The sequence below is a fragment of the Streptomyces sp. NPDC033966 genome (assembly GCF_055575955.1).
The window spans coordinates 87,256-110,230 of record NZ_JBVIRQ010000003.1 but is presented as its reverse complement, the minus strand read 5'-3'; the positions used below and the strand labels follow the sequence as shown (position 1 = coordinate 110,230).

General features: G+C 74.2%; 19 protein-coding genes. 9 read left to right on the top strand and 10 right to left on the bottom strand.

Annotation, left to right across the window (positions count from 1 at the left end):
• Positions 1-7: 7 nt before the first annotated feature.
• The gene (locus ACZ518_RS09580; RefSeq protein WP_469112453.1) at positions 8-1,408 is read right to left on the bottom strand and encodes an NADP-dependent succinic semialdehyde dehydrogenase; all 1,401 of its coding nucleotides are present in this window, start codon (positions 1,406-1,408) and stop codon (positions 8-10) included.
• A 60-nt stretch (positions 1,409-1,468) separates the two neighbouring features.
• Positions 1,469-2,254 (bottom strand): LysR substrate-binding domain-containing protein, encoded by a 786-nt coding sequence (locus tag ACZ518_RS09575; protein WP_469112452.1) that lies wholly within the window; start codon positions 2,252-2,254, stop codon positions 1,469-1,471.
• A 58-nt stretch (positions 2,255-2,312) separates the two neighbouring features.
• Between ACZ518_RS09575 and ACZ518_RS09570 the strand changes: the two genes are divergently transcribed.
• From ACZ518_RS09570 to ACZ518_RS09545, 6 genes are all read left to right on the top strand, one after another.
• On the top strand, positions 2,313-2,717 hold the full coding sequence (locus tag ACZ518_RS09570; protein ID WP_469112451.1) for a DUF5997 family protein: 405 nt from the start codon (positions 2,313-2,315) through the stop codon (positions 2,715-2,717).
• A gap of 478 nt (positions 2,718-3,195) precedes the next feature.
• Entirely contained in the window at positions 3,196-4,119 is a 924-nt protein-coding gene (locus tag ACZ518_RS09565; protein WP_469112450.1) for an ion transporter, read from the top strand.
• Between the two features lie 153 nt (positions 4,120-4,272).
• The gene (locus tag ACZ518_RS09560) at positions 4,273-4,635 is read left to right on the top strand and encodes a CU044_2847 family protein (RefSeq protein WP_469112449.1); all 363 of its coding nucleotides are present in this window, start codon (positions 4,273-4,275) and stop codon (positions 4,633-4,635) included.
• The gene (locus ACZ518_RS09555; protein WP_469112448.1) at positions 4,635-8,912 is read left to right on the top strand and encodes an nSTAND1 domain-containing NTPase; all 4,278 of its coding nucleotides are present in this window, start codon (positions 4,635-4,637) and stop codon (positions 8,910-8,912) included. The genes ACZ518_RS09560 and ACZ518_RS09555 overlap by 1 nt, the downstream gene beginning before the upstream one ends.
• 78 nt (positions 8,913-8,990) lie before the next feature.
• Entirely contained in the window at positions 8,991-9,755 is a 765-nt protein-coding gene (locus ACZ518_RS09550; protein WP_469112447.1) for a molybdopterin-dependent oxidoreductase, read from the top strand.
• The gene (locus ACZ518_RS09545) at positions 9,739-10,350 is read left to right on the top strand and encodes a cytochrome b/b6 domain-containing protein (protein WP_469112446.1); all 612 of its coding nucleotides are present in this window, start codon (positions 9,739-9,741) and stop codon (positions 10,348-10,350) included. The genes ACZ518_RS09550 and ACZ518_RS09545 overlap by 17 nt, the downstream gene beginning before the upstream one ends.
• A 28-nt stretch (positions 10,351-10,378) precedes the next feature.
• Here ACZ518_RS09545 and ACZ518_RS09540 read toward each other — a convergent pair whose 3' ends face one another.
• The 6 genes from ACZ518_RS09540 to ACZ518_RS09515 all read right to left on the bottom strand — a co-directional run bounded on the left by ACZ518_RS09540 (position 10,379) and on the right by ACZ518_RS09515 (position 17,185).
• Positions 10,379-11,950, bottom strand: a complete 1,572-nt coding sequence (locus ACZ518_RS09540) for a hypothetical protein (protein ID WP_469112445.1) — start codon at positions 11,948-11,950, stop codon at positions 10,379-10,381.
• A 129-nt stretch (positions 11,951-12,079) separates the two neighbouring features.
• Positions 12,080-12,739: an ABC transporter ATP-binding protein gene (locus ACZ518_RS09535; protein ID WP_469112444.1), complete on the bottom strand. Its 660-nt coding sequence runs from the start codon at positions 12,737-12,739 to the stop codon at positions 12,080-12,082.
• On the bottom strand, positions 12,732-13,691 hold the full coding sequence (locus tag ACZ518_RS09530; protein ID WP_469112443.1) for an ABC transporter ATP-binding protein: 960 nt from the start codon (positions 13,689-13,691) through the stop codon (positions 12,732-12,734). The genes ACZ518_RS09535 and ACZ518_RS09530 overlap by 8 nt, the downstream gene beginning before the upstream one ends.
• Positions 13,688-14,572: an ABC transporter permease gene (locus tag ACZ518_RS09525; RefSeq protein WP_469112442.1), complete on the bottom strand. Its 885-nt coding sequence runs from the start codon at positions 14,570-14,572 to the stop codon at positions 13,688-13,690. Before ACZ518_RS09525 ends, ACZ518_RS09530 begins: the two co-directional genes overlap by 4 nt.
• Positions 14,565-15,530, bottom strand: coding sequence for an ABC transporter permease (locus ACZ518_RS09520; RefSeq protein ID WP_469112441.1), 966 nt, complete (start codon positions 15,528-15,530; stop codon positions 14,565-14,567). The genes ACZ518_RS09525 and ACZ518_RS09520 overlap by 8 nt, the downstream gene beginning before the upstream one ends.
• Before the next feature lie 65 nt (positions 15,531-15,595).
• Entirely contained in the window at positions 15,596-17,185 is a 1,590-nt protein-coding gene (locus ACZ518_RS09515) for an ABC transporter substrate-binding protein (RefSeq protein WP_469112440.1), read from the bottom strand.
• 189 nt (positions 17,186-17,374) lie between these two features.
• Between ACZ518_RS09515 and ACZ518_RS09510 the strand changes: the two genes are divergently transcribed.
• A complete protein-coding gene (locus tag ACZ518_RS09510) occupies positions 17,375-18,343 on the top strand; it encodes a fibronectin type III domain-containing protein (RefSeq protein ID WP_469112439.1) in 969 nt (322 codons plus the stop codon).
• A 77-nt stretch (positions 18,344-18,420) separates the two neighbouring features.
• On the top strand, positions 18,421-20,562 hold the full coding sequence (locus tag ACZ518_RS09505; RefSeq protein WP_469112438.1) for an ATP-binding protein: 2,142 nt from the start codon (positions 18,421-18,423) through the stop codon (positions 20,560-20,562).
• A gap of 143 nt (positions 20,563-20,705) precedes the next feature.
• Here the strand turns inward: ACZ518_RS09505 and ACZ518_RS09500 are convergent, their stop codons facing one another.
• A complete protein-coding gene (locus ACZ518_RS09500; RefSeq protein WP_125815414.1) occupies positions 20,706-20,891 on the bottom strand; it encodes a DUF5999 family protein in 186 nt (61 codons plus the stop codon).
• 155 nt (positions 20,892-21,046) lie between these two features.
• Between ACZ518_RS09500 and ACZ518_RS09495 the strand changes: the two genes are divergently transcribed.
• Positions 21,047-21,466: an SRPBCC family protein gene (locus ACZ518_RS09495; protein ID WP_469112437.1), complete on the top strand. Its 420-nt coding sequence runs from the start codon at positions 21,047-21,049 to the stop codon at positions 21,464-21,466.
• Between the two features lie 140 nt (positions 21,467-21,606).
• On the opposite strand, the gene ACZ518_RS09490 is transcribed toward ACZ518_RS09495, so the two are convergent.
• The gene (locus tag ACZ518_RS09490) at positions 21,607-22,836 is read right to left on the bottom strand and encodes an acyl-CoA dehydrogenase family protein (RefSeq protein WP_007262773.1); all 1,230 of its coding nucleotides are present in this window, start codon (positions 22,834-22,836) and stop codon (positions 21,607-21,609) included.
• Positions 22,837-22,975 lie beyond the last annotated feature (139 nt).

Sequence of the window (22,975 nt, the reverse complement as noted above, 5' to 3'; positions counted from 1 at the left end):
CGGCCGGTCAGGCCTGCTCCGCGGCCTGCCAGACGGTGGTGATGTTGCAGAACTCGCGGATGCCGTGCCCGGACAGCTCCCGCCCGTACCCGGACCGCTTGACCCCGCCGAAGGGCAGGGCCGGGTGGGAGGCGGTCATCCCGTTGACGAAGATGCCGCCGGCGTCGAGCTCGCCGACGAAGCGCTCCAGGTCGGAGTCCTCCCGGGTCCACACGTTGGAGCTGAGTCCGAAGGGCGTGTGGTTGGCCCGCTCCACGGCCTCGTCCAGGCTGTCCACCCGGTAGAGGGTGGCGACGGGGCCGAAGGTCTCCTCCAGGTCGATGCGCATCGCCGGGGTGACGTCGGCCAGCACCGTCGGCTCGTAGAACCAGCCGTCCGGGCGGCCGGGCGGCCGGCGCCCGCCGCACAGGACCGTGGCCCCGTGGCGTACGGCGTCGTCGACCAGCTCCTCCACGTCGGCCCGGCCGCTCTCGGTGGCCAGCGGGCCGACGTCGGTGGACTCCTGCATGGGGTCGCCGACGGTCAGCGCCCGCATGCCCTCCGTGAAGAGGCGGGTGAACTCCTCGTAGACCTCGGTGTGGACGATGAACCGCTTGGCGGCGATGCAGGACTGCCCGTTGTTCTGCACCCGCGCGGTCACCGCGGTCCTCGCCGCCCGGGCGACGTCCGCCGAGGGCATCACGATGTACGGGTCGCTGCCGCCGAGCTCCAGGACGGTCTTCTTGACCTCGTCCCCCGCGACGGAGGCCACGGCGCGGCCGGCCGGTTCGCTGCCCGTCAGGGTGGCCGCCGCCACCCGCGGGTCGCGCAGGATGCCCTCGACGGGGCCCGAGCCGATGAGCAGGGTCTGGAAGCAGCCCTGCGGGAAGCCCGCCCGGTGGAAGAGGTCGCCGAGGTACAGGGCCGTCTGGGGGACGTTCGACGAGTGCTTGAGCAGGCCCACGTTGCCGGCCATCAGCGCGGGCGCCGCGAAGCGGACGACCTGCCAGAGCGGGAAGTTCCACGGCATGACGGCGAGCACCACGCCCAGGGGCCGGTAGCGGACCCGTACGGCCGAGGCGCCCGCGTCACGGACGTCGGCGTCGGCGGGGTGCTCGTCCGCGAGGAGGGACTCGGCGCGGGCCGCGTACCAGCGCATCGCCTTGACGCACTTGGCGGCTTCCGCGCGGGCCGCCCCGAGCGGTTTGCCCATTTCGACGGTCATGGTGCGGGCGACGTCCTCCGCCTCCGCCTCCAGCAGGTCCCCGGCCCGGTTCAGCAGCGCGGAACGCTCGGCGAAGGAGGTGCGCCGGTACGACGCGGCCGTGCGCGCGGCCAGGGCCAGGCAGTGTTCGATGCCGGCGGCGTCGAGGGCGTCGAAGGAGAGCAGCGTCCGGCCCGTGGTGGGATTGACGGTGGCGATGGGCATGGTCCGACCTTGCCCGCCCGGCCCAGGCCCCGCAACGCGAGGACCGGCCCGCCGTCGTACCTAGCGGCGGCCGCGGGGCTTGCCGCCCCGCTTGGCGGCGGGCTTGCCGCCCGACCGGGCCGCGGGCTTGCCCGTGGTCCTGCCGCCGGCGGTCTTCGCGCCGCCCGTCTTGGCGCCCGTCTTGCCGCCGGCGGCCCCGGCGGCCTTGCGCTGCTTGGGCTGCGGCGGGGTGGGCTGCCGGCCCCGGGTGCTGTTCACGGTCCGGCCGCGGACGATCCCGATGAACTCCTCCACCAGGTCGGTGGTCTTCTCCTCCGGCCATGACAGCGCGATCCGCGAGGCGGGGGCGTCGGAGACCGTCCGGTAGGTGAGGTCCTTGCGGTGGTGCAGGCGGGCGAGGGACTGCGGGACGACGAGGACGCCGATGCCCGCCGCGACCAGCTCGATGGCGTCGGCCGTGGTGGCGGGCCGCTCGAAGGCGGGGCGCCCGGGCAGGGTCTCCCAGGGGAGGACGTCGTCGAGGGGGTGCAGCACGATCTCGTCGGCCAGGTCCTCGGTGGTGATCTCCTCCACGGCGGCCACGACGTGGTCCTTCGGGACGACCACGACGGTCGTCTCGGTGTAGAGGGGGATCGCGCTGAGGTCCGCCCCGTCCACGGGCATCCGTACGAACCCGGCGTCGGCGTCGCTGGTGCGCAGCGCGGCGAACGCCTCGGCGGCGGGCACGCCGACGAGGGTCAGCGGGACGTCGGGCAGCCGCTCGTTCCAGATCCGCACCCACTTGGTGGGCGTCACTCCCGGGACATAGGCGAGCCGGAACGAAGGGGGTGTATCCGAGCCTGTCACCCCGCCAGGTTACCGGTCGTGGTCGGAGGTAGTGCACATGCTCGATACCCTTGACCCCATGACGTCGCACCAGAGCACCCAGACGATGAAGCCCGCGACCGCGGCGAAGAAGCTGGGTGTGTACCTCGAGGCCACCCCCGCAGAGTTCCAGGAGGGCGTGGTCTCGCGCACCGAGCTGAACGCACTCCAGGCCGAGCCGCCGGCCTGGCTGGTGGAGCTGCGGCGCAACGGCCCGCACCCGCGTCCGGTGGTCGCCTCCAAGCTGGGCATCTCCATCGCCGGTCTCGCGCGCGGCGGGGTCACCGAGGCGCTCACCACCGAGCAGATCGAGGCGATCAAGCAGGAGAACCCGGAGTGGCTGCAGAAGGAGCGCTCCACCCAGGCCGAGGTCCGCAAGGAAGCGGTGCGGATCAAGGAGAAGCAGGCGCAGGACGCGGCCCGGCGCGCCGGGAAGCAGGACTGAGCCCCGCCACCACGGAACACCGACGGCCGGGCCGGAACCCTTCGGGGTCCCGGCCCGGCCGTTCGCCGTCTAGGGCCTGTCCGGCGGATCATGGCCGGTGGACCTTCCCGGGCACGGCACTAGGGGGTGTCTGGTGGATCAGGGCCGGGCCCGGGCCGCCTGGCACCGCGCCTTGCCGCGTTGTCGTCGGTCGCCGACGTCCCCCAGCTACCGCTGGGAGGTGCCCCCACCGCGTCGACTCCCTCCTCCGCCTTGCAATCCACGGCACCAGACGACCCGGGCTATCCGACCCTGATCCACCAGACACCCCCTACGCGCCCCCGAAGGGGTCCGCTTCGTGTGAGCACCTGAAACCCGTTCGGCCGCAGGGCGTTAGAGGGACGTACGGCCGGCGTGCGCCCCCCGCCCCGCGCCGGTCCGTACGACGACGCCGACCACGGACCACACGGGCCACACGAGCACGAGTACGAGGGACACCATGACGGACCCCACGCCGGCCGGATCCGGCCGAAGGAGACTTGCCGCCCGCTGCCGCAGCATCACCGAGGCCCCGCCGTTCGGGATGGGCGTCTTCGCGGTGATCCTGCTCAACGCGGCGCTGATGGGCCTGGAGACCTACAGCGGGCTGGCCGCCGAGTACCGCCAGGTGCTCCAGACCGCGGAGCAGTCCTGCCTCACCCTCTTCACGCTGGAGATGCTGCTGCGCCTGGGCGCCCACGCCGACCGGCCGAAAGCATTCTTCCGGGACCCCTGGAACATCTTCGACCTGCTGATCGTCGCCTCCGCCTTCCTGCCGTTCCTGCGGGACAACACCACCGTGCTGCGGCTGCTGCGCCTCGCCCGCGTGCTGCGCACCGCCCGCTTCCTGCCCCACCTGCGGATCCTGCTGCTGGCGGTCGGGCGCAGCCTGCCGGGCACGGCCAGCTTCCTGTTCATCGGCGCGCTGGTGGTGTACGTGTACGCCATGGTCGGCTGGGTCTGCTTCGCCTCCTCCGACCCGCAGCACTACGGCTCGATCGGGCGGGCCGCGCTCACCCTGTTTCTGCTGACCACCCTGGACGGGCTGACGGACGCGGTCCGGGCGGGGCTGGAGATTTCCCGGTTCAGCATCGTCTACTACGCCTCGTACGCCCTGCTCGCCTCCTTCGTCCTGGTCAACGTCCTGATCGGGGTCGTGCTCAACTCCCTGGACGAGGCCCGGGAGATGGAGGAGGCGGACGCGCGGGCCCGGGAGCGCGCGGCGAACGACATGGACCCGGCGGACGAGGTCCGGGACCGGATCGCCGCGGCCCGTCTGGCACTGGACGACCTGGAGGCGAGCCTCGATCTGGCCAGGGCCGTACCGCCTCCCGCCCCGGAACCGGAGCGCCTGGCGGACCGGCGGCTCGAAACCGCCAGGTAGCGGACCGCGCCCGGGCCCGCCGCCGGGGCCCGGGCCGCCCGGTTTCGGCCATCCCCGGCGCACTCGCGCCCGGGCCTTGCCCCAACTCCCCTCCTCCGTGCAAGAGTTGCCCCACGACACCGAGCCGCTGGGCAACGGGGAGGGTGGGCGGTCATGAGTACCGAGGTGCGTACGGTCGAGGTCCCCCTGGGGGACGGCACCGACGGGGTGCTGCGGGTGCAGATCCGCGAGATCGACGAGTCGCTGGCGCGGGTCGGGCGCGGCGGCGGCTCCGTCGCACGGGCGTCGCGCTCCTTCGGGGAGATGGTGGACAGCATCCGGCCGCTGGCCGACGGCTTCGTGGGCCGGCTCAGCGGGCTGGCCCACCGGCCGGACGAGATCACCCTGGAGTTCGGGGTCTCCCTGTCGGCCGAGGCGGACATCGTCATCGCCAGCACCGCCACCCAGGCCAACTTCGGCGTGACCCTGACCTGGAACTCCCGGGCCCCGCAGGACGACCAGCCGAGCACCCCCTGATGACCACGGCGGGATGGGCCGGGGAGGCGGCGGACGCCGTGCTCGGCTCCGCCACCGTCCGGGTGGCGGGCCCGGACGGGCCGGTCGGCGTCGGCTTCCTGGTGGCCCCCGACCTGGCGCTGACCTGCGCCCACGTCGTGGCCGACGCCCTGGGCGCACCCCGTACGCAGGTCCCCGCGCCGACGGGCGTCCTGACCCTCGACCGCCCCCTGTCCGGGGACTCCCGGCAGGCCCCGGCCGAGGTGGAGCACTGGGTTCCGCTGCGCGCCGACGGCACCGGGGACATCGCGGTCCTGCGCCTGCGGACGCCCGTCGCGGGTGCGGGCGCGCTCGCCATGGCCTCGCCCACGAGCGTCTGGGACCACCCCGTACGCGTGGCCGGCTTCACCGCGGCCTTCCCGGGCGGCGTCTGGCACGCGGGCCGGCTGCGCGGCTGGACCGCCGAGAACTGGGTGCAGCTGTCGGGGGCCGACCGGCAGGGCGTCCCGGTGGACAAGGGCTTCAGCGGCAGCCCCGTCTGGGACGAGGCGGCCGGGGCCGTGGTCGGCATGGTGGTGGCCGCCCAGCTGTCCGGAGACCGGCAGAGCTTCGTGATCCCCACCCGGACCCTGATCGCGGAGGTCCCCGCGCTCGGCCCCCTGCTGAGCCCGGCCTCCCCCTTCCGCGGCCTCGCCGCCTTCCAGGAGGCCGACGCGGAGGTGTACTTCGGCCGGGACCCGGAGGCCGAGGACGTCGCCGGCCTGCTGGACGCGGGCCCGCGCTCCCGCGTGGCCCTCGTCGGTCCGTCCGGCTGCGGGAAGTCCTCCCTGGCCCTGGCCGGGGTGGCACCCCGGCTGCGCGCCCGGGGGTACGAGGTGCTGGTGGTGCGGGCCGCCGAGGGGCTGCCCGTGCGCACGGCGCTCGCCTCGGAGCTGGCCCGCCTCGGCGGCGGGCCGGCGGGGCCGCGGGAACTGGAGGAGGACCTGGCCCGGCACGGCCTGACCGCGGCCGCCCGGCTGGCCCTCGGGGACCGGGCGGGCCGGCTGCTCGTCGTACTCGACCAGGCCGAGGCGCTGCTCGCGGAGGGCCGGTCCGGTGACGACGACTCCGCCGCACTGCTCTTCCCCGAGCCGCACCCCGCCGGACTGCGGGTGCTGCTCACGCTCCGGGCCGACTTCCTGGAGGCCGCCCTCGCGCACCCCGTCCTCGGCCCCGCCCTCGGCCGGGCGTCGGTCCGGCCGCTGCTGCCGATGACCCGGGCCCAGATGTCCGAGGTCATCCTGCGGCCGCTGGCCCGGATCCCCGCCGTGTCGTACGACCCCGGCCTCGTCACCCGGATGCTGGACGACGCGGGCGCCGAGCCCGGGACGCTGCCGCTGCTGGGCTTCGTACTGGCGCGGCTGTGGGACGAACAGGCCATGGGCCGTCTGCGCTTCGCCTCGTACGAGGAGATCGGCGGCGTCCGCGGCGCCCTGGGCCGGCACGCGGAGGCGGCCTGGCGGTCCTGCGTCGCGGAGGCCGACGAGGAGGAGGCCCTGCGGCTGCTGACCGCGCTGGTCAGGATGGCGCCGGGAGGCGAGGCCCCGCTGCGCGGGGTGCTGAGCCGGTCCGACGCCGGGGAGGAGCGGTGGCGGATCGCCGGCCTGCTCGCCGAGCGGCGGATCCTCGTCGTCGGCGGGGACCCGGAGCGCGGCCAGACCGTCGAACTGGCCCACGAGGCGCTGATCGGAGCCTGGCCCACCCTGGCCCGCCGGGTCGCGCAGGACCGGGAGTTCCTCACCTGGCGGGCGGGCTTCCGGCGCGACCTGGACCGCTGGGAGGAGCTCGGCCGGGCCCCGGACCAGCTGCTCACGGGCGCCCCGCTCGACGCCGCCGTCGCCCAGACCGGGCTGCGCGGGGACGAACTCTCCTCCCTGGAGCACGAGTTCCTCGAAGCCGGGCTGGCCCGCCGCGCCGCCGAGGCGGCCCAGACCCGGCGCTCGCGCAGGCTCAAGCAGGCGGGCATCTCCCTGCTGAGCGTCCTCCTGGTCATCGCCGTCGTCGCCTCCTGGCAGCTGTACGGGGCGAACGGCCGGCTGGACGACGACCTGCGCGAGGCCGCCTCCCCGCAGATCGCGCAGCTGGCGGGCAGGCTGGACGACGTCTCGCTCGCCACCTCGGCGCTGATGAGCGCGGCGGCGAACCGCACGGCCCCGAGCCCCGAGGCGCAGACGGCCCTGTTCGAGCAGTACGTGCGGATGCGGCACGTCGAGCAGATCGTCTACGAGGGCAACGGCGAGGTCCGGGACACGGTGGTGAGCGAGGACGGCAAGCGGATCACCATCGGCCTGCACTCCGGCGCGGTACTGGGAGCCGACCTCGGAACCGGACCTCCGCACCTCACCCAGTTCCGGGACAACGTCCGTCTGGTCACGGCCGGCCCCGACGGCCGCACCGTGGCGAGCTCCGATCCCTTCGGCATCCTCACGGCGGGCGTCCACGCGGCCGACGGCAGCTGGCGTACGGTGGGGCTGCGCGGTGCCGAGCAGGCCAAGCAGAACGCCCGGGCGCCCACCGACCTCCGCTTCGACGGCTCGGGACGGCGGCTGCTCGCGGCCATCCCCGGAGACGGTGTCTCGGTGTGGGAGGCGGCGGACGGAACCCGTGTCGGCGGGGCTCTGGCACCACCTGCGAGCTGGACCGTCTCACACGCCTGGTTCGGGCCGAACGGCGACAGCGTGATCGGCCGGATCGTACCGGAAGGCTCCGCCGCCGGGGCAAAGGGCCGGCTGGTCCGCTGGCAGCTGTCCGACGGGCGTCTCGACGAACAGCCCTGGGGCGCCCAGGAGACGGGCCCGGCCACGGTCAGCGCCGACGGCTCCACCCTCGTCCGTTGCACGGCTGACGGAATCCTCCAGGCCTGGGACCTGAACGGGCAGCCCAAGGTGAAGAAGCAGTACAGCACGAGCCAGCTGAGCCTGGTGTGCCCGCTGTACGTGCCCCGGCTCGACCGCACCGGCCGGTTCCTGCTCAACCCCGCGCAGCGGTTCGGAGCGAGCCTGGGCCGCTACCGGTTCCTGGTACTGGATCTCCAGGACGGACTGCCCGCCACCCTCGACCTGCCCGCCCCCGCGCAGCAGGACGAGGGCATCGCGGGCTCCCAGGCCCTGCCGGCCGTGAGCCTGGCGGGTCCCCCGGACGCGATGAAGGTCGCGGTCAGTGCGGGGGGCACGGTCGTCGTCGCCCGGGTTCCCGCGCCGACCGGCTTCGACAGCGCCATGCTCACGAGCCTGATCCGAACCGTGGACGTGGACCACGGGCGGGTCGCCAGTATCGACGCGGACGGCCTGGCCCTGCGCCTCTGGGACCTGAAGACGCGCCGCCAGCTCGCGGCGGTGCGCCCCTCGGCCCCGCTGGCGCGGCTCTACCCGTCGTTCGGCCCGGACGGCAAACGGCTGCTGACCGTCACCACGGACGGCCTCGGGGTGCTGGTCTGGGATCTCAAGCCGTCCGGCGACGGCCCCGGACTCGCCGAGGTCCGCCGCCTCGGACTGCCCGCACCCCCCGGGATCGATCCGGCACGCGCCGATTCCCGCACGGGCCGGACCCCGGCCTGGGTCAACGTCTGGTTCGACGGGAACGACCACGCCGTGGTCTCGGCGGTCTCCTACGTGTCCCGTTGGGATCTCAAGTCCGGCACGCAGGCCGGTTACACGTACCGGCCGTCGGTGCAGGAGCCGATCGAAGTGTCGACGGCGGCCTCCATCCTCTTCGGGGTGGCCCGTCCCGGTCACGGACAGGCAGCGGTCCGCGCGAAGGGGGACAGGATCGAGATCTGGGACTTCAAGAAGGGCAAGGTGGTGGAGGACTTCGAGTCCGAGAAGGGCCCGGCCCGGCAGCTGGCCTTCGACCAGACCGGCAGACTGCTGGCCGTGGTCACCACCGACGGGGCCCTCAGGATCCGGGACATGGACAAGGGCACCTGGCGGACGCTGGCCTACCAGGGCATCCAGTGGCTGAACGGCTTTCCCACCCCGTCCAGGCTGAGCACGGTCGCGACGGTGAACTCCTTCACCTTCTGGGATGCGGGACGCGGAACCGAGCTCTACCACTTCACCCCCGGGTACGGAGCCACGGGCGACTGGTCCGCGGACGGTGCGAAACTCGCCTGGTCGGAGGGCTCGGGCATCGAGGTGCTGCCCCTGGACCCGGAGACCTGGCGCGAGCGCGCCTGCGCGCTCGCCGGGCGCGCCCTGACCGGGCCGGAGACCGCACTCCTGCCGCCGGGCAGCCGCCCCGACGCCTGCGCCGGCCTGTGACCCGCCCGGATGTGACGGAAGTCTGACGGCGGGCGCTCCGCCCTGGTGCGGGCCACGGGCGGGTGGTCGAATCGCCGGGTGAGCACAGAGGGAAACACCGGACAGCAGGCGGAGCCCGAACCGCGGGCCGACCCCGACGGGCAGGGCGCCCCGGTCGGGCGGCGCCTGGTCCTCGGCATGGTCGGGCTCGGCGCCGCCGGGCTGGCCGCCGCGCCCTGGCTGCGGCGGGGTGTGGAGACGGGGCTCGGCGCGGCCGCCGACAAGGATCCGACCGGCCTGACCGGGCTGCTGCCGAACGGGGGCGGGTTCCGGTACTACTCGGTGACCGCCTCCGTGCCCGAGCGCGGCCCGGGCGACTACCGGCTCACCGTCGACGGCCTGGTCGAGCGCCCGGCGATGTACGCCCTGGACGCGCTGCGCGGGATGCCGCAGACCAGGGTGGTCCGCGACGTGCAGTGCGTCACCGGCTGGCGCGTCCCCGGCACCCCCTTCGAGGGCGTGCCGGTGTGGCGGCTGCTCGACGCGGCAGGGGTCCGGCCGGAGGGCCGGGCCGTCCGCTTCAGCTGCTTCGACGGCACCTACACCGAGAGCCTCACCCTCCCCCAGGCCCGGCGCGACGACGTCATGGTGGCCCTGAGGATGCAGGACAAGCCGCTGAGCCACGGCCACGGCGGACCGGCGAGGCTGTACGTCGCGCCCATGTACTTCTACAAGTCGGCGAAGTGGCTCTCGGGGATCACCGTGACCCGGGACGTCGAGCCCGGCTACTGGGAGGGGCTGGGCTATGACGTCGACGCCTGGGTCGGCAAGTCGAACGGACGCGACGATGCCCCGACCGTCTGACGCGCCCGCACGGGTGCGCCGCTTCGACCGCGCCCAGCGATGGATCCACCGGGCCACGGCCGCCCTCATGGGGATCTGCGTGGGCTCCGCCGGCTGTCTGTACCTGCCGCCCCTCGCGGAGCTCGTCGGACGCCGGCACCTGGTGGCCACCGTCCACACCTGGTCGGGGCTGGCCCTGCTCGCCCCCTTCCTGCTCGGTCTGGGCTCGCGCGTCTTCCGCGCGGACCTGCGCGTGCTGAACCGGTACGGCCCGCACGACCGGGTCTGGCTGCGCTCCGCGCTGCGGCGCCGGGGGCCGCGGCCCGCCGGGAAGTTCAACGCCGGGCAGAAGGTGTACGCGGCCTGGCTGGCCGGGGCGGTCCTGGTGATGCTGGGAACGGGGCTGCTGATGTGGTGCACGGGACTCGCGCCGCTCGCGCTGCGGACCGGCGCCACGTTCCTGCACGACTGGCTGGCCCTGGCGCTGGCCGTCGTACTCGCGGGGCACATCGGCAAGGCCCTCGGTGATCCGGAGGCCCGGCGCGGCCTGCGCACCGGTTCCGTGGCGCGGTGGTGGGCCGAGCGCGAGCACCCGCTGTGGCGGCCGGGCGACTGAGGACCCGGCCGCCGGAGCCCGCGGGCGGTCAGCCGCCGTCGCGGACCGCGACGATGCCGTTGAACACGCCGACGTACGCCGTGCCGTCGGGGCCGAGGGTGATCGGCGCCCAGTTGTTGTCGTACAGGGGTCCGGTGCCGGTCAGCTGACGCCAGCGGCGCTCACCGGTGCGGAAGTCGACCGCGGTGAGGTACCAGGAGTCGATGCCCCAGAAGCTGGGCTCCTTCTCGTAGAAGTAGAGCAGCCCGTTCGCGGTGGAGAGCTTGGGGACCACGGAGGGAGCGCGGACCGCGCTCTCCCACACCGTGTCGCAGCCGCTGCCGTCGGCGCGGACGTCGATGCGGCTGACACCGCCGACGACCGACTTGCCCAGGAGCAGCGAGGTGGGGTTCTCGTAGCCGTAGTTGTTCTCGACGATGATGCTGTTGCCCCAGGTGATCAGGGAGTTGTCGGTGGTCGAGGCGCCGGATCCGAAGACGGGCACCTTGCACACCAGCCGCCGGTCCGCCGGGACGTCGGCGCCCCGCCGGTAGACGAGGACGTTCATCCGGTCGTCGGCGTTGTCGGTGATGGCGACGTAGCCGTCGCCGAAGAGGTCCGGGGTGGTGCCCGAGCCCTGGTTCACGGAGCCGGGCTTGGTCCCGGTCCCTCGGTCGTACGTCTGGCGCCACTGGGCCTCGGGGGTGCCGTCGGCGCGGGCGCGGAAGCCGTACAGGGCGTGGTCGGTGACGATGGAGACCCCGTCCTCGGCGACGGAGAAGGAGTTCTGGATCTCCTCGCCCTCCAGCCGGACGGACCGGATCTGCCCGCTCGCCGGGTCCACGGTGCCCACGCGGCCCTGGCGGGTGACCCACCAGACGCGGCCGTTCCAGTCGGGCATGACCGAGGTGACGGGGTCGCAGGTGCCGCTGGGCCACAGGTTGGTCCAGCTGACGCAGTCGTGCGGTACCTGGCCGGTGAGGTCCCAGTCGTCGTCGACCGTGAACTTCCAGCTCCCGTCGGGGTTCTGGGAGTGGGCGAGGCGCAGGATGTGCTGGCGGGAGTCGGCGAGCACCGCGCGGTCCCGGTCGTCCAGGTAGAAGTAGGCGCCGCCCGAGGTGTCCTTGAAGATCTTCGCGAAGTCGAGCGAGGTGATCGCCTCGACCGTGGAAGAACGCTGCGGGAGCTGGTACTCCGCGAGCGTGGCGAGCGTACGGGGCTCCAGGAGCTTGACCTTGAAGCCGGAGAAGGTGCCGCAGACGGTGACGAGGCGGCCTCCGGCGTCGAAGGTGGCGGTGGCGCACTCGCCGCCGAGGGCCGCGATCTTCTCGCTCTTGACCTGGGGGTTCTTCCCCAGGGGGCCGGACCACGGGACGGTGGCGCTGCCGCCCGCGTCCGAGTGCATGCCGTTGCGGCCGTTGGGTGCGAGGAAGGGGTGCTGCGGCGGGGCCTCGCCCGGCAGCGGGGCGGCGGTCGCGGGGCCGCCGTCGTAGTGGCTGACCAGGCGGTGGCCGGGGGCCTTGGGGATCTCCTCGGCCCGGGCGGCCGGCGCGATCCCGCCGATCAGCGTCAGGGTGGCGATGGCCGGTACCGCGGCGCAGTTCAGCGCTCTTCGGAACATCCGGTCGTCCTCCTTGTTCCTCAGTGTTGTTGACATTGCGTCTGACATCGCGCCGCCGCCAGACGCTAGATCGCACTGCCCGAGGAGTCCATGGAGGGGGAGGATGATTCACGAAGGCGCAACAGTCGGTCAACCGCCGGCGATGTCGCCCCAGTTCGCCGTGCGGTCGCACCACCGGCCGAGCAGCACCGGATCGTGCCCGACGGCCAGCAGACCGGCTCCGGTCTCCCTGCGGTACTCCTCGACCACCCCGACCAGAGCGGCGGTGGTGGAGGCGTCGAGCATCGCGGTCATCTCGTCGCAGACCAGCCAGCGCGGCCGCAGCACCAGCGCCCGGGCCACGCAGGCGCGCTGGAGCTGGCCGTCGCTGACCTCGTGGGGGCGCCGGGCGAGGAGGTCGGCGCCCAGGCCGACCCGGCCGGCCAGCTCGGCGACGGCCGCTTCCGCCTCCTTGCGCCGGCCCGTGGCGCGGAGCGGTTCCGCGACGAGGTCGTACAGCCTGAGGCGGGGGTCGGCGGACAGACGGGGCTGCTGGAACACGACGCCGACTTCGGTGCGCAGGGAGCGCGGGGCCCGGTGCCGGAAGCCCGTCACGGTGCGGCCGTCGAGGGTCACCGTCCCCCGGTCGGGCCGGTGCAGCAGGGCGGCGACCCGGGCCAGGGTGGACTTGCCGCAGCCGCTGGGCCCGAGCAGCCCGAGGGCCTCGCCGGGGTGGAGTGCGAGGTGCGCGTTCCGCACGACGGGGCCCCGGCGGTCGTAGCCGGCTGTGATGCCCTTGAGCTCAAGCATGGTGGCAGGCCACCCCTTCGGTCAGCGGGGGCCGCCCGGCCCGGCAGGCGGCGTCGGCCAGGGCGCAGCGGGCGGCGAAGGCGCAGCCGGGCGGCAGGTCGCCCAGCTCGGGCGGGGCGCCGGGGATCGGGGTGAAGGCCCGCTCGGGCAGGGCGTCGAGCAGGCCCCGCGCGTAGGGGTGGCGGGGGCCGGGCGCGCCGAAGAAGGTGTCTGCGGGGGCGAGTTCCACGATCCGGCCGGCGTACATGACGGCGACGGTGTCGGCGATGCGCTGGGCGGCCGCCAGGTCGTGGGTGATCATCAGCAGGGCGCGGCCGGCGTCCCGGGTGTGGGCGCGCAGTTCGTCGACGGTGCGCTCCACGAGGTCCCGGTCGAGGCCGGTGGTCGGTTCGTCGGCGAGGAGCAGGGGTGCGTCCCCGATGAGCGCGAGGGCGGTGGCGGCGCGCTGGGCGAGGCCGCCGGAGAGCTGGTGGGGGTGGTGGTCGAGGTGGCTCGCGGGGAAGGCGGCCCGGGCGGCCGCGGCCTCGGCGGCCGCGCGCGGGTCACCGGGGCCGGTGAGCTCCCGGACGGTCTCCTCCAGGTGGGAGCGGACGGTGCGGACGGGGGTGAGGTGCGCGGCGGGGCTCTGCGGGACCAGGCCGACGCGGCGGCCGCGTACCGTGCGGGCGAGGGTCTTCTCGTCGGCGGCGAGCAGGTCGAGGCCGTCGCCGAGGCGGGCCGAGCCCGCGGTCTCGGCGTTGCCGGGGAGCAGGCCGAGCAGGGCGGAGGCGAGGACGGACTTGCCGCAGCCGCTCTCGCCGACGAGGGCGAGGCATTCGCCGGGCCCGAGGCGGAACGCGGCGTCGGAGACGGCCTCGACGTACCGTCCGCCGCGCATCCGGAAGCGGACGGAGAGCCCCTCGACGCGCAGGACCTCCCCGGCGGGGGGCGTGGGTGCGGGGTACGGGGTCACAGGGTCAGCTCCGAGCGGCGGCGGGGGCTCAGGCGGTCGCGCCAGGCGCCCGCGAGGCCGGCGACGGCCAGGGTGGGGACGATCAGCAGCAGGCCGGGGAAGAGGGTGGGCCACCAGTCGCCGGCGAGCAGCGAGCCGCGGCCGGCCTGGACGAGGGTGCCGAGGCTGGCCTGGTGGGCCGGCAGGCCGAGGCCGAGGAAGGAGAGGGCGGACTCGTGCCACATGGCGTGCGGGATCATGAGCACCGCCGCCAGTCCGGCCTGCGGCAGCACCCCCGGGACCAGGTGGCGGACGGTGACCCGCCATCGGGAGGCGCCGCCGGAGACGGCCGCGTCCACGTAGGGGCGGCCGCGCAGCGAGAGCACCTCGGCGCGCACGATGCGGGCGGTGGAGAGCCAGTGGGTGAGCGCCACGGACACCAGGACCGGCCATGGGCCCGGCCGGAACAGGGCCACGACGAAGATGCCGAGCAGCAGGTGCGGGATGGCGGAGAGGGCGTCGACGGCCCGCATCACGAGCCGGTCGGCAGGGCCGCCGAGGGCTCCGGCGGCGGCGCCCACGGCGGTGCCGAGGACGGTGGCGACGAGCGCCGCGACCACGCCGACCAGCAGGGAGACGCGCAGCCCGTAGACGCAGCGCAGCAGCAGGTCGCGGCCCACGTCGTCGGTGCCGAAGGGGTGGTCCCAGGAGGGCGGCAGCAGCTTCGCGGAGAGGTCCACGGCCTGCTGGTCGAGCCGGACCAGCGGGGGCACCAGCAGGACGGCGAGGACGAGGAGGGCGGTGACGGCGACCGCGGTGCGTACGCGCAGGGCGCGGGTGGTGCGGCGGTCGGGGCCGTGCCGGCGCCAGGCGGTGTCAGCGGTGTCAGCGGTGTCAGCCATCGAAGCCCACCCTCGGGTCGGCCAGTCCGTACAGCAGGTCGGACAGCAGGTTGCCGGCGAGTACGGCGGCGGTGGCCAGGACGGTGAGCGCGGCCAGCAGCGGGAAGTCCACCGAGGTGGCGGCGGTGACGGTGGCGGCGGCGATGCCGGGCCAGCTGAAGACGGTCTCGACCAGCAGGGCGCCGGTGATCAGCTCCGGGACCCGGGAGCCGATGAGGGTGAGCATGGGCAGCATCCCGGAGCGCAGCCCGTGGCCGAGCAGGACCCGCCGTTCGGACAGGCCCCGCGCGCGGGCCCCGCGGACGGGGTCCTCGCCGAGGGCGTCGGCCACGCCCTGGCGTACGTAGAGGAAGAACCAGGGCAGCTGGGAGACGCCGAGGACCAGTGCGGGCAGCACCAGGTGGGAGGCGACCCCGGAGAGGGTGACGGTGTCGTCGGCGGCGTCGGTGAGCCCGCCCGAGGGCAGTACGCCGAGCCGTACGGAGAAGAACCAGACGGCGAGCAGCCCGAGCCAGAACGCGGGGGCCGCCTCCAGGGTGTACGCGAGGCCGGACACGGCCCGGTCCAGGGCCCCGCCCTGGCGGCGGGCGGCGAGCACCCCGAGCAGCGTGCCCAGCAGGACGGCCACGGCGAAGGCGCAGCCGGCGAGCAGCGCGGACCAGCCCACGCGCTCGGCGATGACGTCGGCGACGGGCTGGCGCATCACGGCGGAGTCGCCGAGGTCGCCGGTGAGCGCGGAGGTGACCCAGTCCCACCACTGGGCGGGGAAGGGCCGGTCCACACCGAGGTTGGTGCGCAGCTGGTCGAGTTCGGCCCGGGAGGCGGTGAGGCCGGCGGTGCCGGCGTAGGCCTTCACGGGGTCGAAGGGGGACAGCGCGGCGACGGCGAAGACCGCGAAGGTGACGGCGAGGAGGACGGGGACGGCGGACAGGGTCCGCCGTCCCGCCATGCGGGCCATCGGCCCCCAGGGCGGGCGGCCCGCACCGGGGCCCGGGCGGCTGGGCCCCGGACGGTGGCGGAACGTCACTTCTGCTTCGGCTTCCAGCTCTCGACGTTCCACCAGGGGCCGGAGCCGAGACCGTGGTCGTGCGGCTCGACCTGGGTGGAGGGGCCCTCCCACTTGTCGTTCACCACGTAGACGTGGTCGATGTGGGTGAGGAACACGTATCCCGGGTTCTGGACGAGTTCGCGCTGCACCGTGTCGTACGCGGCCTTGCGGGCGGCCGGGTCGCCGCTGGTGCGGCCGTCGGCCACGGCCCGGTCGACGGCCGGGTTGGCGTACTGGGCCATGTTGTTGAAGCCGTCGCCCGCGAGGGAGGAGGTCAGCAGCTGGTACTGGTCGAAGTCGGGGTCGGCCGGGGAGCCGCCGCCGGCGAGGACGGCGTCGGTCTTCATCCGGGGCTCGATGACCTCCCAGGTCCCGGCCTCGGTCTTGACCTCGATGCCGGCCTTCTTCGCGTCGGAGGCGAAGGCCAGCGCGTGGTCCTGGCGGATCTTGTCGCCGGAGGTGTACCAGAGCGGGAAGGAGGCGCGGACCCCGTCCTTGGCGCGGATGCCGTCCTCGCCGGCCTTCCAGCCCGCTTCGTCGAGGATCTGCTTGGCCCGTTCGAGGTCGTACGGGCGCTCCGTACCCGGGGTGAACCAGCGGCTGTCGGTGGGCACGGGCCCGTAGGCGGCCTTGCCCGCGTCCTCGAGGAGCTTGTCGACCATGGCCTGCCGGTCCACGGAGATGTCCAGCGCCCGGCGCACGGCCACGTCACCGGTGACGGCGTTGTGCGTCGGGAGGGTCACGTTGCGGTAGTCGAAGGTCTTGGCGGCGAACGTCTTGCGCGCCTTGTCCTGCGCGAAGCCCCGGGCGAGGTTGGGGGGCAGGACGGCGGCGTCCAGCTCCCCCGCGCGCAGCCGGGTCGCGCGGACGTCGTCGTCCTTGACGACGGCCATGGTGAACTTCTTCACGGCGGGCTCGCCGCCCCAGTAGGCGGGGTTGGCCCTGAAGCTGAGCTTCTCGCCCTTGGACCAGCCGGTGAGCAGGTACGGGCCGGTGCCGACGGGCCTGGTGGCGAACTCGCCGCTGTTGACGTCCTGCCGGCCCGCGATGTGCTCGGGGGCGATGGGCAGTACGGTCCGCTCGGCGAAGGGGGCGTAGGGGTACTTGAGGGTGAAGACGACCTTGTCGGCGCCCTGGGCCGTGACGCTCTCCACGGCGTCCAGCTCGGCCTTGGAGGCGTTGTTCGTCTTCGGGTCGAGGATGGTCCGGTAGGTGAACTCGACGTCCTTGGCGGAGAAGGGCTCCCCGTCGCTGAACTTCACGCCCTGCCGCAGCTTGTACGTGTACGTGCGGCCGTCCGCGGAGACCTCGGGCAGGGCCTCGGCCAGCGCGGGCTTCAGCTTCATGTCCGCGTCGTGGGTGAGCAGCCCGTCGAAGATCTTGGAGTTGCCGTCCTTGCCGTAGCCGAGCAGGGGGCTGAGGCTCTCCGGCTCGGTCGCGATGCCGACCACCGCGGAATCCGCCCGCGAGGCGGTCCCCGAGGGGTTCGAGCAGGCCGCCAGGCCCGTGATGAGCGCGGTGGCGAGCGTCGCGCCGGCCGCTCCCCGTACTGTCCGGGCCGTCATGCTGTGCACATCCCTGTTCAAAATCATCCGTTATTGCAAAGAGATCGCAATAATGCCAGACAAGAGCAGATGAAGACGAACCCGCCCAGACCGGCGCCCCCGGCCGCACCCGCCGGCCCCGGGGCCTTGCGGGCCCGCCCCGCCCGTGCCATATATGTCTAGACCAATAGCGGACCCAGGGGGCATCCCGTGCGCGCCACCACCTCCCCGCGCCACGCCGGGGCGGCGGCGCTCGCCCTCGGCATGGCCGTCGCCCTGTCCGCGTGCGGCGCGGACGGCGACACCCGGCCCCCGGGGACCCCCGCCGGGGTCACCGCGCAGGCGGGCAGCGCCACCTCGGTCCACGTGATGTGGCGGACGCCCGACACCGCCGACGGGGTCAGCGGCTACCAGGTGTTCCAGGGCGGCCAGTTGGTCCGGGAACTCCCCGCCGACAAGACCATGACCGACATCACCGGCCTCGCCCCGCGGACCGCGTACGCCTTCACCGTCCGGGCCAAGGACGCCGCCGGGAACCGCTCCCCGCTCAGCACCCCGGCCGAAGTGACCACCCCCGCAGCCAAGGCCGAGGACCGCCTGCCCCCCACCGCCCCGCCCACCGCCACCGGCCGTGCGGAGGGGCCCCACGAGGCCCGGCTGAGCTGGGGCGCGGCGACCGACGACACCGGCGTGACCGCGTACGACGTCTACCAGGGCGGGGTCCGCGTCCACACCGCCCCCGGCACGGACGGCGCCACCACCGTCACCGGGCTCCAGCCGGGCACCGCCTACGTGTTCACCGTCCGCGCCCGCGACGGCTCCGACAACTCCTCCCCGGACGGCCCGCCGGTGGCGCTGACCACCCCCGCCGACCCGGGCCGGGCCCCGCGCACGGCCCCCGGCTCGTTCACCGCGGCCGCCTCCCCCGGCGCGGTGGAGCTGACCTGGACCGCCCCCGGCACCGGCCGCGCGACGGGCGAGTACCAGCTCTACGTCAACGACCGGCCCGTCACCGTCATCCAGTTCGGCGCCGGGGCCGTACCCGAGGGCCGTGCCTCCTACCGGCTCACCACCACCGAGCCGGCCGGAACGGTCTGGACGCTCAAACTGCGCGCCCGGCTGCCCGACGGCAACTGGGGCGCCTTCTCCGAGGAACGGCGGATCCAGCTGTCCGGCTGACCCCCCGTCGGCCCGGCCCGGGGCCGATCCGCCCCGAACGGCAGACCCCGCGAAAGAAGATCGCGCACAATACATCCGTGTTCGGTGAGTACTCGGTCAACCACAATCAGGCAGACTCCGCATGCGGGGACCCCCCGCCGGGCCCGGGCGCCGTCCCGGGACACCTGCCGGGCAACCTGCCCCCGGAAGCAGCCGGCTTCGTCGGCCGCGAGGAGGAACTGGGCGCCCTCGACGACCTGTTGGGGCGACGAAGGCTGGTCACCCTGACCGGGGTGGGCGGCGTCGGCAAGTCCCGGCTCGCCCTGCGCGCCGTCACCCGCCGCGGCCCGGCCGCCCGGCCGGGCGGCCCCCGCCCCGGCCGCGCCTGGCCCGACGGGATCTGGTGGGTGGACCTCTCGCCGCTGCGTGACCCCGCGCTGCTCACCACGACCGTCGCGCACGCCATCGGCCTCGCCGACCACTCCGTGCACCCCCTGGACGAGGAACTGTGCGCGTGGATGGCCGACAAGGCCCTGCTGCTCGTCCTCGACACCTGCGAGCACATGGTCTCCGACGTCCGCCACCTCGCGGGCGAACTGCTGCAGTCCGCACCCGGCCTGACGGTGCTGACCACCTCACGGGAGCGGCTCGACTCCCCCGGCGAGACGGTGCTCGAAGTCCGCCCGCTGTCCTGCGAGGGCCCCGACAGCGAGGCACTGGCCCTCTTCCGGGCCCGCGCCCTCGCCGCCAGCCCGGGCGCCTCGGCCGTCTTCGCCGACCCCGCGCGGTCGCGGACCGCCGCCGAGGTGTGCCGCCGGCTGGACGGCATCCCCCTCGCCCTGGAGCTGGCCGGGGCCCGGATGCGGCGGTGGAGCCTGGAACAGATGGCGCAGCGCCTCGGGGCGCGCTTCGAGGTGCTCTCCGGCACCCGCGCCGTGCTCCCGCCCCGCCACCAGACCATGCGGACCGCGATCGGCTGGAGCCACGAGCTGTGCGAGCCGGTGGAACGGCTGTTGTGGGCGCGGCTGTCGGTGTTCAGCGGGGACTTCGACATCGCCGCCGCGCGCGCCGTGTGCGCGGGCGGGCCGCTGCCGGCCGCGCGGGTGGAGCGGGTGCTGGAGGGGCTGGTCGCGAAGTCCGTCGTACGGCGCTCCCGGGAGCGCGGGGCCGGGGCCCGCTACCGGATGCTCGACACCATCCGGGAGTTCGGCCTCGACTGGCTCGCCGAGCTGGACGAGGTACGGACCGTGGCGGACCGGCACGCCCACTGGTACGCCGCGCTCTGCGGGGCCGCCGACCGGGGCTGGCTGGGGCCCGGCCAGCTGGACTGGTACCGCAGGATGAGCGCCGAGCACGCGCAGCTGCGCACCGCCCTGGAGCACCTGCTCGGCACGGACCCCTCGGCAGCCCTGGAAATGGCCGGGGCCCTGTGGTTCTTCTGGTTCTCGTGCGGGCACGTCCACGAGGGCCGGGCCTTCCTGGAGCGGGCCCTGCACGGGGCCCCGGAACCGGGGGCCGCCCGGGTCCAGGCGCAGTGGGCGCTCGGGCTGACGATGCTGCTCCAGGGGGACATGGACGGGGCCCGGGCGATGGGCGCCGAGTGCGTCGGGGCGGCGTCCCTGCTCGCCGACCCGGAGCGGCGGCTGCGCGCCGCCTACCTGCGGGGGGTGTCGGTCCTGATGCCGGGCGACCCGGTGGAGGCGCTCGCGGTGGCGGGGCCCCGGGCGCGGGCGGCCCACGAGGGGCGGGCCGACGGGCCGGGCCGGCTGCTGTGCCGGCTGGTCACGGCGTACGCCCTGTGCGTCCTCGGGCGCTTCGAGGAGGCCGCCGAGGAGGCGCACGGGCTGCGCGAGGCGTGCGCGGACCTGGGCGAGCGCTGGCTGCGGGCGTACGCGGACTACGTGCTGGCCGTCGCGGCGCTGGGGCTCGGCCAGTACGGCGAGGCCGCGCGGCACGTACGGGCCATGCTGTCCGGGAAACGGCTGCTGGGCGACCGCTTCGGCATCGCGCTGGGCCTGGACCTGCTCGCGGCGGCGGTGGCGGCCCTCGGTGACGGGGAGCTGGCGGCGCGGCTGCTCGGCACCGCACACGCCTGGTGGCGCACGGTGGGCAGGCCGCAGATGGGCTCGCCCTCGCTGACGGCCCTGCGGGACCAGGGCGAGCGGCAGGCCAGGGCGGCGATCGGCGACGCGGCGTACGAGACCGCGTTCCGGGGCGGTGCGGCGGCACCCACCGGCTGACCGGCAGCCGGTGGGCCGCGTAATGCCTGGGCTCCCGTCAGTACGGGAGGGGTCTGCCCGACGGTGTGCGCAGGTCCAGGTCTCGGGGGGCGGGCTTGGGGACGGGCTTGCGGATCAGCTGCTGGCGCATGCTGCCTCCTCGCTCAGACCAGCGCCGGGCGACGGGGTTCCACCGTCCGGCCTTCGGGGAGCAGTTCACCGGTGTCGTCGAAGATGACCACCCCGTTGCAGAGCAGGCTCCAGCCCTGTTCGGGATGGGAGGCCACGACGCGCGCGGCCTCGTGGTCGGCGCTGTCGGCGGGCGGGCAGGGGGGCTGGTGGGAGCACATGGCGCACCTCCTCGCAGTGTGGGGCGGGAGGGCCGGTGGTCACCCGGTCGAACCCACGATCCACGGTGGCGGTGAGTATTACTGATCGCCGCCCTCCGACGGAAGCCATATTCGACGTCCAGTTCAGGGTGTGTATGCCCGCTTACCATGCGCTCATGCCCGTTATCCGGATCATTCGCCGCACGCCCCTCCCGCCGGCCGAGGTGTGGAGGCGGCTGACGGACTGGGAACGCCACGGCGAACAGGTGCCGCTGACCCGGACGATCATCGAGACGGAGCCGCCGACGCGCGCCGGAACGCGCTTCACGGCGCGCACGGGAGTGGGAAGCATCACGTTGGACGACACCATGGAGGTCGTCGTCTGGGAGCCCCCGCGACTGGTCCGGCTGGAGAAGCGCGGCAGGACGGTGACGGGCTGGGCCGAGATAGAGCTCCGCGCGGCCCCCGGCGGGGGCACGGAGGTCCACTGGCGCGAGGACCTGCGTCTGCGCCCCCTCCCCCGCGCCCTGGACCCCCTGGTGGCCCGCGCGGGCCACCACCTCTTCGCCCGGGCCCTGACCCGCCTCCTGGCCTGAAGCCCGCCCCTGCCCCCCGGGCGCGGCCCGGAACCCCGGCCACAGGCCGGAACGGGGGTCTGGGCCCAGCCCGGGTCCCGGGCGGAGACCCGGGAGGGGCGGCGGGGGCGGGCGGCGCCCCCGGCTCCGTAGAACCGCGGCTAGCGGATCGGCATGCCCGACAGGGTGCGGGCGATCACCAGGCGCTGGATCTCGCTCGTCCCCTCGAAGATCGTGTAGATGGCGGCGTCGCGGTGCATCCGCTCCACCGGGTACTCGCGGGTGAAGCCGTTGCCGCCGAGGATCTGGACCGCCTGGGCGGTGACCTTCTTCGCCACCTCGCTCGCGAAGAGCTTCGACATGGAGCCCTCGGCCGAGGTGAAGGGCCTGCCCGCGACCGCCATCCAGGACGCCCGCCACACCAGCAGCCGGGCCGCGTCGATCTGCGTGCGCATGTCCGCGAGCTGGAAGGCCACCCCCTGGTTGTCGATGATCGGGCGGCCGAACTGGGTGCGGGTCTTCGCGTAGTCGAGGGCGACCTCGTACGCGGCCCGGGCGGTGCCGACCGCCATGGCGCCCACCGCCGGGCGGGAGGCCTCGAAGGTGGCCATGGCGGCGTTCTTCACCCGCTCGCCCCCGCCCGCCGCCGCCCGCTCACGGGCCCGCGCGAGCCGCTCGTCGAGCTTCTCCTTGCCGCCGAGCAGGCAGGAGCCGGGGATCCGTACGTCCTCCAGGACCACCTCGGCGGTGTGCGAGGCGCGGATGCCGTGCTTCTTGAACTTCTGCCCCTGGGACAGGCCGGGGGTGTTCGGCGGCACGATGAAGGAGGCGTGGCCCTTGGTGCCGAGCTCGGGGTCGACGACGGCGACGACGATGTGGACGTTCGCGATGCCGCCGTTGGTGGCCCAGGTCTTGGTGCCGTTCAGCACCCACTCGTCCTTGGCCTGGTCGTAGACGGCCCGGGTGCGCATCGCACCGACGTCGGAGCCGGCGTCCGGCTCGGAGGAGCAGAAGGCGGCGACCTTGACGTCGTCCGGGGTCCCGTACATCTGCGGGATCCAGGTGCCGATCTGCTCCTCGGTGCCGTTGGCGACGACCCCGATGGCCGCGAGGCCGGTGCCGACGATGGACAGGGCGATGCCGGCGTCGCCCCAGAAGAGCTCCTCCATCGCCATGGGGATCCCGAGGCCGGTCGGGTCGAAGAACTGCTGGGCGTAGAAGTCCAGCGAGTAGATGCCGACCTTGGCCGCCTCCTGGATGACGGGCCACGGAGTCTCTTCCCGCTCGTCCCATTCGGCGGCCGCCGGCCTGATCACGTCGGCGGCGAAGCCGTGGATCCAGTCCCGCACCTGCTTCTGGTCGTCGTTGAGCTCCATGGTGAACTCCGCCATGTCCCCTCCAGCTGTCTCACACGGTTACCGTTACTGCCGGTAACCCTCACCGTGGCCACAGTCTGTTACCGGCTGGTAAGCACTGTCAAGCGCCGCCGATTCGGTGACGGGGGTACGCGGGGTGTTACGTTGCGTGGGC